We start from the raw sequence: 12,800 nt of genomic DNA on the forward strand, positions 1-12,800 counted from the left end.
TTACCAAAGCCCCTAAACGACTTTAAAATTCAACCCACGAATATAAAAATACCAATGAAGAATATGCATCATCAAAATTTACCGCAGCTGATTATTGAAAAATCAGGGATGCTGACTTTCCCTGAAATCAAGCTCAAGCTTAACCCCAAAACCCTCACGCCCAAACAATGCAGAATTGCTTTACAAGCATATAAAAATGATGATGAGAGTGATGTAGGTACAGGTTATTATTGGCAATATTATAAAATTCTATTTGAAAGTTATCCGACCTATCTATCCTTTTGTTTTTATGGAACGCAGTGCGAGCAAATCAGCTTGGCGGTTTCATTACCTACAGATCAATATCAGGATAATTGGTTAACTGAAGAAAGCATGAACAATGCAATAAAATTCTTTAACAATGCTTTTAAAAAACAGTTTGATGGGAAACTAGGATACGGCTCTGTTTATAATGTATTTGATCCACGTAGTTATTCTGCAAGTACAGGGATTAGTTATAGTGTTAAAAAATTAGATTATGCTGTCAGCATGCGCCGAAAAAGAAATGAATTTGTTGATTTTGCAGACATCAATGCACAAGGAATAAAGGTCTATACCATTTTTGGTATGACCAAACAAAATGTCCTAGTCGATAATAACAGCTATGGGCATATAGATAAAAAATGTCTCTCAGAACAAGAATGTTTGGCAGAAGCCCTAAAAATGATTCAAGAATATAAAAATAAGGGTTATAAAATCACAAAAGAAACGGGCAAAGCGATTGCATACAATGCGATTGATGAAAAAGAATTATGAAAATAATCTTTTGAAAAATCCCTTTAAATATCTAGGGTCTGTTGACATTTGTTGCCTAAAAAAATAGCGAGATAGTAAAATTAAATCGCCAAACCCAATTTTACCCCCGCTATGCCTCGTACAATGCTGAATGATCAACACTGGTCTAAGTTACTTTCTATTTTCCGTCACTTTAATATTTATCTCAAACTAAATTTAAGAAATTTTATCGAAGCTATTCTATTTCGTATCAGAACAGGTTGTCCTTGGAGAGATTTACCTCAAGAATTTGGTAAGCCAAACTCTATCTTTAAGAAATACAATCGTTGGTCTAAAAATGATAAGTTTATGAATATTTTTAAATTATTTAGTAAACATGCTGATAAAGAATGGATATTTATTGATGGTAGCCACGTACGGGCACACCAGCATTCTTCAGGTATTAATAATCAAGATATTTCCAAAAGTATCGGTGGTAATAGTTCAAAAATACATTTAGCAGTTGATTCTAATGGTAATCCCATTGAGTTTATTATTTCAGATGGAACTTCCCATGATATTAAGATAGCCCCTGATCTGGTATCAAAATTAGATTTAACTGAATCAGAAATATTATGTGCTGATAAAGGTTATGACTCAGACAACTTCAGGACTCAAATTGAGCAAACAAAAACTAAGTCAAATATTCCTAGAAAATCAAACACTAAGTCTAACAATGATCATATGGATTGGCATATCTATAAAATCAGGCACTTAGTTGAGAATTCATTCTGTAGGTTAAAACAATTTAGAGGAATTTCAACTCGATATGACAAGCTAAAGCGTAATTATCAAAGTGCTGTCGCTCTTGCTTGTATATTTATTTGGTTACCATTGTAGGTTAAGTTCCATACTGCAAATGTCAACACACCCTAGACAGATTGATCACTTAGAGCATTTTTAATTCTTCATTTTTCAAAGTCAGGATCATCGGCAATGACTGGCTTTATTTTAGCGCGATATTTCTTTTCAGCATCGGATCTTGATTGATCAGACAAAATCGACTGAGTCACTTCGGGCGATATCGGCAAATCCAAACAAGCTGAGCACCTAGATGAAATATCCGTGCGATTTGTGACGTTTAATAAAATCAATACTTCGATAGGTCTTCCTGTATCAAAATCGGTATTTTTTAAACTTTCACACAACTTTGTAGCATAGTTTTTTTCCAATAAACCCAACGTGACATTTTGAACTTTAACCGCCACATCCCGAGACTGCTCTCCAACTTTTTGTAATAAAGCTTCAGTCTGATAATTAAGATCAGTATCAGTCAGCATGAGCGTATTCATCAAACGATCATAGTTATATCTGGGCACGATGAGGCTAACTGCAAACGTTTGATTGCAAGATACAAAATAGGGATTTTTATGAAAATACATTTCCCTGTAAATTTTGTATTTGCGCCAACGCGCTTGGTCATAATGAAACAAACCAATCGTTAAAATGATGACGAGAATAACCGCTAATATGAGAAATATCATGTTCTCTACTGTGTGCGTATGACTTTTTACAGAACCAAAAATAAGGAGCTATTGCTCCTTATCTCGGCGTTATTTCAGTTTAAAAATATTTGTAATATCAAAACATATTCAATTTACAAACATTTTCACCCTATTTTATACACCATATTTTTTACGATATGCTTGCATTTTTGCAAGTGCTTCTGTTTCGCCTTTACCATCTAAATAATCCATCAAATCACTCATGGTAATCAAAGCGTGTACAGGAATTTCCAATTCTTTTTGCACTTCTTGGATGGCAGAAAGTGTGCCCTGTCCTTTTTCTTGACGATCCAATGCAACTAAAACACCAGCAATCGTTGCACCAGCATTTTTTAGGATTGTTACAACTTCACGGATTGCAGTACCTGCAGTGATGACATCATCAATAATCCAGACTTTTTTGCCTTCAACAGATGCACCAACCAATACACCACCTTCACCGTGATCTTTGGCTTCTTTTCGGTTAAAACCCCATGGTACACTGACGCTGTGATTTTGAGACAATGCAACTGCTGTTGCTGCTACAAATGGGATACCTTTATACGCTGGGCCAAAAATAACTTCAACATTTTTACATTCTGTTAATTTATCAGCATAGCCTTGCGCCAATAACGATAAAGCTTCACCATCATTGAGCAAGCCAGCATTAAAAAAATAAGGACTCACGCGTCCTGATTTTAAAGTAAACTCACCAAATTTAAGCACGCCACGTGATAATGCGAGTTCGATAAAAGCTTGAGGGTTAAATTGAGCTGGCGCTGACATGAAGTGCTCCGAAATACTTAAAATGAGGTTAGACCCGAATATGATACCAAAGAGTAGCTATCCAAGTGATCAAAAAATTTTAAGAGTCGTATCGATTAACGTAAATGGTTTGCGTTCTTCAGTAACTAAAGGCTTACTTGAATGGTTAGAAAAGTCTGACGCTGACGTTGTATGCATGCAAGAAAGCCGTATTACGCATGAGCAATGGACTGATAAATTTAAACCTGAAGGGTGGTTTACTCATCTTTTCCCAGCAGAACGTGCAGGTTATGCAGGGACTGCGATCTATAGTCGCCATCCATTTGTATCAGTAAATAATGGTTTAGGTTTTGAACTGGCTGACTCACAAGGTCGTTTTATTACGGCTGAATTTGATCTTGGTTTGGAACAACCTGCTCATATTTGCTCATTATATTTACCGTCAGGTTCATCGGGCGACGAAGCTCAAGCTCGTAAAGATCACTTTTTAGAAGAATATACAAAAATTTTAAAACAATGGCGTGATGAAAATAAATCCATCATTGTCTGCGGTGACTACAACATCGTGCATAAACGCATTGATATTAAAAACTGGTCTGGTAACCAAAAATCTTCAGGTTGTTTACCACATGAACGTGCATGGTTAGATCATATTTATGACGATTTAGGTTATGTCGATACTTTCCGTGAAGTTCGTAAAGAGGCAGAATTGTATTCATGGTGGTCCAATCGCGGACAAGCCCGTGCCAAGAACGTGGGTTGGCGTATCGATTACCAAGCATGCTCACCTGATTGGAAAGACCGAACTGTCAATGCATGGGTATATAAAGAAGAATGGTACAGTGACCATGCTCCAGTGATTATTGATTATAAATTGTGACATTCATCACAAAAATGCTATTTAATTTGATGAAATTTTGATTTATTCTGGTTGAAAACATAAAAAATATTTCAATCAGAATAATCAGTTTACAACTGTTCACTCAACACACGCCAATCACCTACAGTTCTTGTCGAATTTGAGTATGTTTATTCCTACTAAAAAGGTGCATTATTACTTCACGGCGCAGGGACATGTCAGGATGACAGCAAAAGGATAGGAAGCCGTAGGATGAAAAGGAAATAAAAACAGGAGTTTTTATTTTTCAAGGATGTGACATTGGACGTTGTTATGAGACCCGCATGATCAGGATGATTAAATGCGGGTTTTCTCTATTGTTACACCCTTTTTTATTTTTATCATTATTATTAGATTATTTATTGTTCTTCTATCTTTTTCCTATCGCCTTTCATGTGATTTATTTTGCATTTCTTATATTGCAATAATATGACATACATCACATTTTTCAAAATAAGTTTTTTTTATTTATATATTCAAGACTAGAGCTTTGAGTGTTTATTGATTACCCTTAGAGACATAATTTAGAAATGTTCAGGAAATATTCATGCTTAAAGTTTATGGTATAAAAAATTGTAATTCGATGAAAAAAGCCTTTGATCTACTCAATGAACTCGGCTTGCAATATGAATTTCATGACTATAAAAAACAAGGGATTGATGCCGAGTCAGTTAAAAAGTGGCTTGATGAAAAAGGTGCTGATCTGATTTTAAACAAAAAAGGCACAACATGGAAAAAGCTTTCAGAGCAAGAACAGCAACATGCCCTCGCTTCTGAGGAAAACTTGATTGAAACACTGGTCAATCATACCAGCATGATTAAACGTCCTGTCATCACAGATGGTACAGTCAAAGTTGTCGGTTTTGATGAAGCACAAATTCGTGCTTTAAAATAAGTAAATGGTATTTAAATTTCTCATACAAATCACAATGAGATGAGCGATCATGACAAGGCAGGATGCCGTCCGTTGGTCTGGAGAGTTCCGCATTTTTTAAAGCAGTGCTTTAAAAAAATTACTCAGGACGTATACCCATCAGACCAACAAAGGGTTTTGATACTTTTGCCCCGTCAAAAGTATGGCAACTTGCCTACACAAATCATTTAGAATCTTAATGAAAAGACTTGGCATATAATTATCATATCTTTGTTTTTATTTGACTTAAAAATTTTCTTTAGTGCATTAAAAGTATTGCTCTATATTTTTAATGATTTGACTATACAGTCTGTTGAACGGCAACACTTTCAAATAAAAACCCAGCTTAAGCTGGGTTTTTACATTGCAATTTAGTCAATCTCGTTGATCAACATTTAGATCACTTGATTAGTTGGCACGAATCCAAGTTTGGTTACGACCAAGCGCTGAAATCCCGATATATCCACGGAGGTTCAACTTATTACCCGCTAAAGTACCTTTTAGCTTGTAAGTTTTACCATTTTTTGGATCAAGGATTGTACCGTTGTCATAGTCATTACCACTTACACGTTTTAAGTTGTGAACGATGGTTACGCCACGAAGTGATTTATTATGATAAGGACCTTCACATTTACCACATGAATTTTCTTCACCTGGTGTCAATACTTGAACAATTGATGCAGACAAAGTGCCATTTTTTTGCTCGGTAAATTTCACCATGGCTTTAGGCTGTTTTGTTTCATCATCAATCGTTTTCCAAACAGTTCCATTGAGCGGATCAGCAGCATTAGCCAACGCCGATAAACCCAACAAGCCTAGAGCAAATACAATTTTTTTCATTTTTTTAATTCCCTGATTTAAGTATGTGGCATACCTAGTATTAAAAAGTCACAACAATTTAGCAATTTCTGAATGTGACTATTTAGTGTAACCTTGTTAAGACTGTTGGTAAATACTCAAAAAAGAACACGAATTACTGTACATCATGGAATAAATATGAAGATTGATCCCGCAATAAAGCAATTTCTTACTGAAAAAATTTTGAAAGTTTCGTTCAAAGCACCAAGCCGAATGAATCTTTCACCCACGTTTATGCGTGCCGCACTTGAGCAAATGAGCAAAGTTTTTCCTCAATCTAAAAATGTGCAACTGCGTCCAGTTCGTATAGCGGGAATTCATGCAGAAGAAATCAAGCCACAAAGTAAATCCACCCAAATGATTTTCCATATACATGGTGGTGCTTTTTTTGTTGGTTCAATCAAAACCCATCGTGCATTTTTAAGTGAAGTAGCTGAACGCACGCAAATGCAAGTATTGCATCTCAACTACCCTCTTTCACCAGAGGCTCGTTATCCTGATGCTTTAGATGCGATTTATGATGTTTATAGTACTTTGCTAGATCAAGGTGTCTTGGCTAAGGATATTATTGTCTCAGGAGATTCGTGTGGGGCAAATTTAGCCCTTGCTTTATGTCTTAGACTGAAACAAGAAGATCTGGAAATGCCAAGTGGTCTGATGCTACTTTCGCCATTTTTAGATCTCACTTTGACCAGTGAGTCACTACGTTATAATGAAAAATTAGATGCCCTGCTTTCGGTAGAAGCGCTCGAAACAGGTATTTCATTTTATTTACCTAAAAATATCGACAAATCCGATCCTTTTGTATCACCTATTTTTGGAGACTTTGCAGGTTTGCCGCCAACTTTGGTACAAGTTGGCTCTAAAGAAATCCTACTTGATGATGCAAAACGCTTTGAAGATAAAGCCAAAGAAGCAGGTGTCGATGTTCGCTACAAGCTCTACACAGGCATGTGGCATAACTTCCAAATGTTCAGCCCTTGGTTTGAAGAAGCAAAAAAAGCGATCGCAGATATTGCAGATTTTGCACATAAATTAGATAAAGATTAAGCTCCTAAAAGCCACTGAGGATGAGATAAGTCTTATATCAAGCCTCGTCCTAAGCGATCAAAATGAATAAGCATGATTAATGCCTAGAACGCTTCTAACACTATACCTAATTAATTTTATTTATTACTTTCCCAAATAAAAAAACCAGCACTACTGGATCGTGCTGGTATCAAGAGGGAACAAGTAAAATTAAAATGCCATTAATTCAAAACATCACCGGATAAATCAAAGTTTATGAATAGCATCCAAAGTTTCAGCGACTGCTTTCGCACGATTTTCAGGTGAAAGATTGACGCCTTCGGCACGAATGACATCAATATTGGTCACACCAGTAAAATTGAAAATCTGTTTTAAAAATGCTTCTTGGAAATCTATTGGTGATTTTTCACCATAAATACCACCACGACTACTCGCGATATACACTTTTTGGATTTTGTCTGCCAAACCGACTGCACCATCAGCAGTGTATTTAAATGTTTTACCCGCGATCGCGATACGGTCAACCCAAGCTTTTAAATTTGATGAAATGCTAAAGTTATACATTGCCGCACCGAGTACGATCAGATCAGCCGACAAATATTGATCAACCAGATCTTCGCCCAATTTGCTTTGTTCAATGTCTTGCCCAAGTAAAATTTCTTGAGTTAAATGCGGAATATCTGTAGTACCAAGATCCAAATACTCAACTTCTAAGTTGGCATGTTTTTTTTGCAACTGTGCAACAATCTCAGCGCTGAGTTGGCGTGATACAGAATTTTCACCTAAAATGCTTGAATCAATATGTAAAAGTTTCATGTTTTTTAATCTACTATTCATTGGATAAAGGTAGATTAATAGAAAAATTAAAACAGGATAATCCCTCAAAACAAGACAGACTATCCTATTTTTAGAACTTTCGTTTCAGCGTGATGTGCGATATGGCTCATCGATCGCCACAAATTGCTGTTCTTGTTTGGCTTCTACGATCCATGTTTGAATGGCAGGCACAGACAACATCAAATCCATATACTGCTGTGTTTTTTTAGAAATAGGCAATTTAAAACTGATAAAACGCATCACGACTGGTGCATAAAATGCATCGGCAATAGAAAATTGGCCACACAAAAAGCCGTTATCATCTGGACGCTCTGACCAAATTTGCTCGATCCGCGCAACATCTGCACGAAGTGCAGCATGTTCTTGCCAAAGTTTTTGACCGACTTCGGAAAGATCCGCTTCGATATTCATCCCACATAGATTACGCAAGGTCGTAAATCCACTATGCATTTCGGCACTAATCGAACGTGCACGAGCTCGCAACACCCGATCACTTGGCCATAAATGCTTTTCAGGGAAACTTTCTGCTAGATATTCACAAATTGCTAAAGAATCCCAAATCAACAAGCCATCATCTACCAGTGCAGGAACCTTACCTGTTGGATTAACTTTTAAAATCCTTTGTTTAAAAGCTTGATCTGGATGAAAATCATCAAAAGGAATGAGCTGTTCTTTAAATTCAATTTGAAAAAACTTCAAGACCAACCATGGACGCATCGACCAAGTCGAATAATTTTTATTTCCTATAAAAAGTTCGCGCATTTTATTGTCCTATTCTTGTCCTATATATAAAAAAAGAGTGGACTAAGCCACTCTTTTTATCTTCAAAATTATCGACTTAGAATAAAAAGGCCACACCTAAACCGGCACGATAGTTTTTATCGTCGCCATTCAAATCAACACCAATGCTACCATCAAGTTGAGTACGGCTATTCAATGCGTACATCAAACCTTGATTCACACCGTATTCATTACGCTGACTTTCTTCTTTATGATAAACAAATTCAGAAAAACCAGATAATTTTCCAGCAATTTTATAGCTGATATTCGGTACAGCAGTAATTGCAAAATTGCTGTTTTGCATTGAATAATACATGCTCATACCAGTATTAAGGCCGTCGCTATATTTATAATTTAACGATGTACCCAAAGTATAAATGTCGTCATGCGCAGTAAATGGTTCATTTCCTGTCGCTATCTGAGCACGTGCCAAAACAGCCATTGAAAGTTTATCATCTTTCAAATCAATCGCTTGTTTCAAGCCAATATTGACATCACCCAAACCATTCGAACGAGTCGTTTTACCGCGATATGTAGAATCAGTCCATTGTGGTCCATCAAAACCCAATTGCAATTCTAATGAATCCGTCAAACCTGTACGGAATAACATATCTGCCGCATAGTTAATGGTTCGTTCTTTTGATCCATCAATCTTAGTTTCGTTATAGCTCACGCTTGGAAGTGACTGTTCCCAAGCAACATGACCGACTGGGGTAATCGATGTACCAAATGCATCACCTGGACGATCAAATGAAAAATCTGCAGCCATGCCTTGAACGCTAACCATTGAGGCAAAAACTAAGGTCAATTTTTGTATTGCTTTCATATGAATACTCAAACTTAAATTCATTCTTTTGACATTTTCGCACCGTGCTTACGGAGCAACTCTAATGTTTCTTTCTCTTCAGGTAAAGCTTGTGACCAATCTATTTCATCAAATTCACAATCGAAAAAGAGTTGGCTAATCGAAGACAAAATGGTTAAACCTTCTTCATCTTTGGTATTTGGATCTACTTTTTCATCCAACAAACGTTGCACAGCAGGAACACAAGCTGAACTTGCTGCATCCCAAAGTGGTCCATAACATTCCTCAGAATCCCAAAGATGCAAATTGGCTTTTGCTTGAATTAATTCTTCTAAAATATCAAGATGAATCGATAAAGCTTGCTGTTTTTGCTGAGCTGTCAAAGGTTGATTTGCTTCATAAGCTTCACAAACATTTTCCCACCATTTAAATAATCCATCAGACCAAACCGATACAGCAGGTCCAAGCTCAGGATCAATAAAATTTGGGTCAAGACCTTCAGCTAACAATGTTTTGACTTTAATCAAATCCAATTCTTCAATCGCGAGAAGGAAGTTTTTTTGTTGTTCGCTTAGCATGCAGCTCTCTCAAAATGTCTTATGCTACTTATTATGCCTAAATTTGCGCAAAATTTATTAAAAATTCACAATTATTCTTTGTCATATTCATCTAAAAACAGTTAACACTTTCTTCTTAGTAGATTTATTGCACAAGAAAAAAGCCCCGAAGGGCTTTTTTATTCTGTTTCAAGTTCATCTGCGAGTTCGAGCTTACCACCACGTGGATTTTCTCTTTTCTCAAACGCATGTTCTAAACTACGTTTTGCTCGATCAATCGCACCATGGAGTGCTGTATCGATATTTTTGCCATTATGTGTCACCACAACTGGACTAAGACCCGCAGGTTTCACTTCAACCATACAACGAATATCATCATCACCGCCTTTTGCACGGCTATTTTCATCACTTAAATGCACTGAAAACTGGGTGATACGCTCACTATAGCGTTGAAATTCTTGAGCTAATTCTGTACGTACATATTCAATTAAACGATCACTATTTTGAATGTTTTTATCAGTACGGATTTCAATGTTCATAAAATTCAACCCTCTTTTACTAAATCTTCTAGTGCAAAACGCCAAATAATCAATACTTTCAAAGTTTGCTACAGGAGCAACCGAAAGCGTTAACTGTGTTAATTTTGGGGTAACTCTCCTCGGTTATCAGGACATTTCTACAAGCTATTTGCGATGTCCCTATAACCCAAATATCGGTCTTACTCTGGAAATATGCAAGCTTATTTTTGAAATATTTATGAAAAGAATAGATAAAAATACAAGAATTTACGTATTTTATGATACTAGCTTTAAATTGTTGTTTTTATATAATTTTTAAGGTAATATCTTGCCACATTAAAAAATATATCATCCCTAAACAACGACTTTTTAATATTTTCTATTTCGCTTCTTTTTTATTTCCAAATTCACACAAATATTTATTCAACACATTCCTGACAAAATAAGACTTGATTTATTTTAAAAAAACTGCGCAATTCGTCTATTTTGGCTTTATTTTTGCTTTTTTCTCTGTATCCTTATCACGCTCTCTTTGGGGAATATCCTTTCATGAAATTTTCTTACCTTCTTCCTGCTTGTCTTTTTGCATCTGCTGCAACATTTTCACATGCTGAACCGATTTGGCAGGATTTTAGTATCACTGGACTTTATGGCGAAAACTACAAATTGACGCCTAAAGAAGAACAAACCACAGTTACTTTTGAATATGCTGCAAAAGTAAAATACGGTGATTTGTTTGCATTTGCTGACCGTACCAATAGCGGTGGCAAATCTGATACTTATTTCGAAGTTTCACCACGTTTAAGCCTTGGTGCTGTATCAGGTAAGAAATTAGAAGCAGGTCCAATCAAAGATGTCCTTATTGCGACAACTTGGGAAGGCGGCGAAGACATGAACAACTACCTTTATGGTGTTGGTGTTGATCTAGATATTCCTCATTTCCAGTATGCACAGTTAAACTTCTACCGTGCAGCAAATGACATCCAAAAAGATGACTGGCAAATGACCTTCTCTTATGGCGTGCCATTTAAGATCTCAAATGAAGACTTCTTATTTGATGGTTTCGTCGATTGGTCAACTAAAGTTAAAAATGACAAAGTTGCACATGACAGCGAATTAAACTGGACAAGCCAATTGAAATGGAATGCAGGTAAACACATTTCACCAAGTACTCGTTTGTATTTGGGTGTTGAATATTCTCATTGGATCAGCAAATACGGCGTGCCTGGTAAAGACGAAAACAACGTCAGCGCGTTGGTTAAATACCATTTCTAAGTCATTTTTAATGACGCTGTAATTCAGTTGTAAAATATCAATAAACCCGATTAAAGCAAGATTTCGGTCTTGCTTTTTTTATTGCCTAAATCAACAAAAAGAATATGATAATAAACTCGCTTAAAACCCTGTTAATCACATGAATTTTAATATTCGCTTAGCGCAAATTAATGACCTTGAAGCTGTCTTGGCTATTTTCAATCGGGAAATAGAAACTGGAACAGCCAACTGGAGAAATACCCAACTTTCATTGGCAGAATATCAACAATGGTATGCGGATTTGCTTCAAGACAACTTTCCTTTATATGTTGCAGTTGAAACAACTAGGCAACGTATCGCAGGTTTTGCTGACTATAGTGCATTTCGATCTTTGGTTGGCTACAAGCAAACTGTTGAACATTCAGTATTTATCCACCCTGATTTTGCTCGTCAGGGTTTGGGCAAAAAGTTAATGCAACAATTGATTTCACACGCCAAACAGCAGCAAATCCACGTCATGGTCGCTGCAATTGATGCAGAAAATATTGCATCCATTCAATTGCATGAACGCTTGGGCTTTAAACAATGTGGTTATATGCCACAAGTGGGTCAAAAATTTGCACAGTGGCGTGATCTTGTTTTATTGCAATTGATCCTTGACGATCACGCGCCTTTAAATTGATTGACATGTAAACAAATAACCGCCTGATTTTTATCTGCCGCATGACGGTAGAAATTTTTCAACTGAAAGAAACTTTGCTCCAATTGTTCTTGTAAGGCAGCAGCCTTTAAACTCAAATGATGATAAAGCTGAGATTGTTGAAATTCTTCTTGTTGAAAACGGCGGTCAATTTCTACACTGGAAATATCATGTAATGCATCTGCGATTTCTATTGTCAAAATAGATGAATTATAAAATGCTGATTCAACCCCATTTTTAATATGTGGAAATGGGTATTCTCCAGAAATAGCAAAACTTAATGGTGCTTCACCACCTTCGGCTTTCCCCGTCAAGATAAAATGTAAAGCTTGTGCTATTTCTCGAATATTCACACTGGCTTGCACATCAGGATCATAAGAAATTTCCTGAATACTTTCTGCGTCTACCAATATTTTCTCTAAATCATTGGGTGCGATACTGAGTAATAATGAGTTCATTGTTGTCCTCTAATTTTTCTTCATGATTTTTTTCATAATTTATCTTAATGTTTTTCGGAAAAATCAGGCGCAATTTATTGTGTGAAGATTTAGATAATTTGTAAAAAGAAATGTAGATTAAATAAACATCT

The 12,800-nt window shown here is 36.2% G+C and carries 16 protein-coding genes; 7 read left to right on the forward strand and 9 right to left on the reverse strand.

What is annotated here, in order from left to right; translation table 11 throughout:
• Nucleotides 1-63 precede the first annotated feature (63 nt).
• Entirely contained in the window at nucleotides 64-795 is a 732-nt protein-coding gene (locus F960_RS19450; RefSeq protein ID WP_004870042.1) for a hypothetical protein, read from the forward strand.
• Between the two features lie 111 nt (nucleotides 796-906).
• Nucleotides 907-1,653, forward strand: coding sequence for an IS5 family transposase (locus F960_RS19455; protein WP_004855273.1), 747 nt, complete (start codon nucleotides 907-909; stop codon nucleotides 1,651-1,653).
• A 68-nt stretch (nucleotides 1,654-1,721) separates the two neighbouring features.
• Here the strand turns inward: F960_RS19455 and F960_RS19460 are convergent, their stop codons facing one another.
• The gene (locus F960_RS19460) at nucleotides 1,722-2,105 is read right to left on the reverse strand and encodes a hypothetical protein (RefSeq protein WP_042073556.1); all 384 of its coding nucleotides are present in this window, start codon (nucleotides 2,103-2,105) and stop codon (nucleotides 1,722-1,724) included.
• A 327-nt stretch (nucleotides 2,106-2,432) separates the two neighbouring features.
• Nucleotides 2,433-3,083 carry an orotate phosphoribosyltransferase gene (pyrE, locus tag F960_RS19465; protein WP_004870046.1) on the reverse strand — a complete coding sequence of 217 codons (651 nt, stop codon included), beginning with the start codon at nucleotides 3,081-3,083 and terminating at the stop codon, nucleotides 2,433-2,435.
• A gap of 40 nt (nucleotides 3,084-3,123) precedes the next feature.
• Here pyrE and F960_RS19470 point away from each other — a divergent pair, with 40 nt between their 5' ends.
• Both F960_RS19470 and F960_RS19475 read left to right on the forward strand, forming a co-directional pair.
• Nucleotides 3,124-3,942 carry an exodeoxyribonuclease III gene (locus tag F960_RS19470; protein ID WP_004870049.1) on the forward strand — a complete coding sequence of 273 codons (819 nt, stop codon included), beginning with the start codon at nucleotides 3,124-3,126 and terminating at the stop codon, nucleotides 3,940-3,942.
• 565 nt (nucleotides 3,943-4,507) lie between these two features.
• Nucleotides 4,508-4,855, forward strand: a complete 348-nt coding sequence (locus tag F960_RS19475; RefSeq protein WP_004870051.1) for a Spx/MgsR family RNA polymerase-binding regulatory protein — start codon at nucleotides 4,508-4,510, stop codon at nucleotides 4,853-4,855.
• Nucleotides 4,856-5,281: 426 nt separating this feature from the next.
• Here the strand turns inward: F960_RS19475 and F960_RS19480 are convergent, their stop codons facing one another.
• Nucleotides 5,282-5,713 (reverse strand): DUF2147 domain-containing protein, encoded by a 432-nt coding sequence (locus F960_RS19480; protein ID WP_004870055.1) that lies wholly within the window; start codon nucleotides 5,711-5,713, stop codon nucleotides 5,282-5,284.
• A 156-nt stretch (nucleotides 5,714-5,869) separates the two neighbouring features.
• Here F960_RS19480 and F960_RS19485 point away from each other — a divergent pair, with 156 nt between their 5' ends.
• Nucleotides 5,870-6,781 carry an alpha/beta hydrolase gene (locus F960_RS19485; RefSeq protein WP_004870058.1) on the forward strand — a complete coding sequence of 304 codons (912 nt, stop codon included), beginning with the start codon at nucleotides 5,870-5,872 and terminating at the stop codon, nucleotides 6,779-6,781.
• Nucleotides 6,782-7,006: 225 nt separating this feature from the next.
• On the opposite strand, the gene F960_RS19490 is transcribed toward F960_RS19485, so the two are convergent.
• The 5 genes from F960_RS19490 to F960_RS19510 all read right to left on the reverse strand — a co-directional run bounded on the left by F960_RS19490 (nucleotide 7,007) and on the right by F960_RS19510 (nucleotide 10,278).
• Entirely contained in the window at nucleotides 7,007-7,576 is a 570-nt protein-coding gene (locus tag F960_RS19490; RefSeq protein WP_004870063.1) for an FMN-dependent NADH-azoreductase, read from the reverse strand.
• A 105-nt stretch (nucleotides 7,577-7,681) separates the two neighbouring features.
• Complete coding sequence (locus tag F960_RS19495; RefSeq protein ID WP_004870065.1) at nucleotides 7,682-8,359, reverse strand: glutathione S-transferase family protein; 678 nt, start codon at nucleotides 8,357-8,359, stop codon at nucleotides 7,682-7,684.
• Nucleotides 8,360-8,435: 76 nt separating this feature from the next.
• A complete protein-coding gene (locus F960_RS19500) occupies nucleotides 8,436-9,203 on the reverse strand; it encodes a transporter (RefSeq protein ID WP_004870067.1) in 768 nt (255 codons plus the stop codon).
• Between the two features lie 20 nt (nucleotides 9,204-9,223).
• Nucleotides 9,224-9,760: an ankyrin repeat domain-containing protein gene (locus tag F960_RS19505; protein ID WP_004870071.1), complete on the reverse strand. Its 537-nt coding sequence runs from the start codon at nucleotides 9,758-9,760 to the stop codon at nucleotides 9,224-9,226.
• Between the two features lie 158 nt (nucleotides 9,761-9,918).
• Nucleotides 9,919-10,278, reverse strand: coding sequence for an HPF/RaiA family ribosome-associated protein (locus F960_RS19510; RefSeq protein WP_004870072.1), 360 nt, complete (start codon nucleotides 10,276-10,278; stop codon nucleotides 9,919-9,921).
• A gap of 528 nt (nucleotides 10,279-10,806) precedes the next feature.
• On the opposite strand from F960_RS19510, the gene F960_RS19515 reads away from it, so the two are divergent.
• Nucleotides 10,807-11,532, forward strand: a complete 726-nt coding sequence (locus F960_RS19515) for an outer membrane protein OmpK (protein ID WP_004870075.1) — start codon at nucleotides 10,807-10,809, stop codon at nucleotides 11,530-11,532.
• 139 nt (nucleotides 11,533-11,671) lie between these two features.
• Entirely contained in the window at nucleotides 11,672-12,193 is a 522-nt protein-coding gene (locus F960_RS19520) for a GNAT family N-acetyltransferase (RefSeq protein ID WP_004870078.1), read from the forward strand.
• On the opposite strand, the gene F960_RS19525 is transcribed toward F960_RS19520, so the two are convergent.
• Complete coding sequence (locus F960_RS19525) at nucleotides 12,175-12,669, reverse strand: DUF1877 family protein (protein ID WP_004870082.1); 495 nt, start codon at nucleotides 12,667-12,669, stop codon at nucleotides 12,175-12,177. The two genes, F960_RS19520 and F960_RS19525, sit on opposite strands and share 19 nt — an antisense overlap.
• Nucleotides 12,670-12,800 lie beyond the last annotated feature (131 nt).

Origin of the sequence: Acinetobacter gerneri DSM 14967 = CIP 107464 = MTCC 9824 (assembly GCF_000368565.1) — a bacterium.
GTDB lineage: Bacteria > Pseudomonadota > Gammaproteobacteria > Pseudomonadales > Moraxellaceae > Acinetobacter > Acinetobacter gerneri.